Source organism: Endozoicomonas sp. ONNA1 (genome assembly GCF_024606325.1).
In the GTDB taxonomy this organism is placed as follows: domain Bacteria; phylum Pseudomonadota; class Gammaproteobacteria; order Pseudomonadales; family Endozoicomonadaceae; genus Endozoicomonas_A.
The window spans coordinates 1-1,953 of sequence record NZ_JAHHPN010000365.1; the positions used below are offsets into that span (position 1 = coordinate 1).

The 1,953-nt window shown below is 50.9% G+C and carries 3 protein-coding genes; all 3 read right to left on the reverse strand.

The window, feature by feature from the left end; genetic code table 11:
* Window positions 1-430: hypothetical protein (locus KDK19_RS08395; protein ID WP_257291728.1), on the reverse strand; the 430-nt coding region annotated here is incomplete at its 3' end.
* Window positions 427-642 carry an AlpA family transcriptional regulator gene (locus KDK19_RS08400; RefSeq protein ID WP_257291729.1) on the reverse strand — a complete coding sequence of 72 codons (216 nt, stop codon included), beginning with the start codon at window positions 640-642 and terminating at the stop codon, window positions 427-429. The genes KDK19_RS08400 and KDK19_RS08395, both read right to left, overlap by 4 nt.
* A 169-nt stretch (window positions 643-811) precedes the next feature.
* Entirely contained in the window at window positions 812-1,798 is a 987-nt protein-coding gene (locus KDK19_RS08405; protein ID WP_257291730.1) for a hypothetical protein, read from the reverse strand.
* Window positions 1,799-1,953 lie beyond the last annotated feature (155 nt).

Consider the following 1,953-nt stretch of genomic DNA (forward strand, 5'->3'; position numbering starts at 1 on the left):
CTGGCTTCACTTGCAAGGCTGGCTCGAAGGATCGACGAATCTCTTGGGGCCAGAGATCAAACTTCCCCTGAGGCACTGAGTAATGAACATCCAGGAACTCAGATGGGTCTTCACCCTGTTCCTGAATGCGCTGGGCGATGGTCTTTAGTTTCTGCTGATCCCATCTAACCTCCCTGGGCAAATCCACCAGCACTCCCACACCCTCATCTTCAAAGCTGATTTCACCAAATTCCTGCTGCAGCTTTGCCCGGATCTGGGAAGCCTTGAAAACGTACTTGTAGGCAATGACCGATTCCAACCAATCCTTTTGCACCTGGAGTTGTGCCAAGGCTTTATCAGTGTCTTTGACCAAAGTTGCTAACTCTTCTCCGGAACGGGCAGCCAGTTCAGCGACGCTCATTCTCTGGATGTTTTCCTGCTCGCTGCTCATACCTCACCTCCCCGACAAGAGATTGGCTGCGATGTACCCGCATGGGTATGCGAAGCCTCGTGCGCTTCAATATCTAACAACCGGTAAACGACACGATTACCCAGCTTGATATAGCAGGGACCCAACCCACGCATACGCCATTTCTCGAGGGTGTAGGGGCTGATCCGCCAGCGGTCGGCCAGTTCTTTCTGGCTCAGGTGTTGCACTTCCATTTCATGCTCCTTCTTGTTTTTTCCAAAGGCAGGATCAATCATGGGACAGTCGGAGTAGACAGAGAGTAGATGGGAAGTAGACAGAGTGTAGACGGCGTTATTTTCTTAAAAAAATGACAAAAAAAACCGGCCTGAAGCCGGTGCTGAAGTCAACTTTTCCCGATTGTCATTAGGACACGCCTGCTCGTCTGGAGCGGGGCTCTGCCTTTAAGCTCCATAATCTGTTCTCGTACTGGATATAGTCTTCCCACTGATCGCTGTCATTGAAACAGTTTCGTGGATGGGTATAGCTGATGCCTTCCTCCTTGATCTGCTCAGTCGTTACTCCCCGGTTTCCTGCCAGCCAGGCATCGTAAATCATGTTCGCCACCTTGCAGCGTTGACCACCTCGAATATCCCAGGGTTCGCAGCCACTTGCTTCAAACCGTCCCTGGCTACCATAGTACTCCCACTCTACCTCCAGTGATCCAAGGTCAGGCTGGAAGGTTGCGCGCAGTACATCTTTCAGTTTTCGGGTATCTATTTCACAAGGGCCTTCAGAAGACAGCAGCGACATAATCGACACAATCGGATACGGGCCTGGCAAGGGAAGCAGATGGTCAAACCGCTCGGATACTGTTAGAACCACACCGGGAGCCTTACCCTGCCAACTTTCCAAGTTCTGATAAATGCTTTTGAAGCCGCTCATACTGGTCAGGTGTCTGGCAAGCAGAACCTGGTAGGGCTGCCCATCTACCTGAATATTGCCCAGCCACTCGAGCAGTTCAGGAATCACCGTGACCTGTTCGCCTGACAACTTAAGGTGGTTCTTAAGCACTTTGATTAGCCAATCTCTGTCGTACTTGTATTGCCGCTCCTGATCTTCCGTAACCTCAACAAAGCCCTCGGAGACACAGTAACAGGTATAGACACCCGGCTCGCGCTCCGGGTTTCTCTCAATCACCTCCAGCCAGAGCTCTCCGTCGTCGGTATCAATGGGGATGACGGAAGCCAAACCGCCCGGAGTCAAAGCTCCAGAGCTGACAATGTCAGAAGCTTCATTGGGTCTATCATTTTCCAGGCAGGCTTTCAGAACCGTTTCAGAATCGGTTTCATATAGCCCGGCCAGGTAGCAAAATGAACGCTGTTTCTTGGGTAATTTCAGTGCATCAGTCATGAGTCAATCCCCACTCCTTGAGTTTATTCCAGCTGAGATAACGTTCCCGTTCCGTCAAATCCTGTAAATTGGAAGTGCAGGGATCTTTCAGAATGATGATGGTGCTGTTGGCACGACTCTGTCCTTCCCTTTTCCTGAACTTCACAGCGATGGAA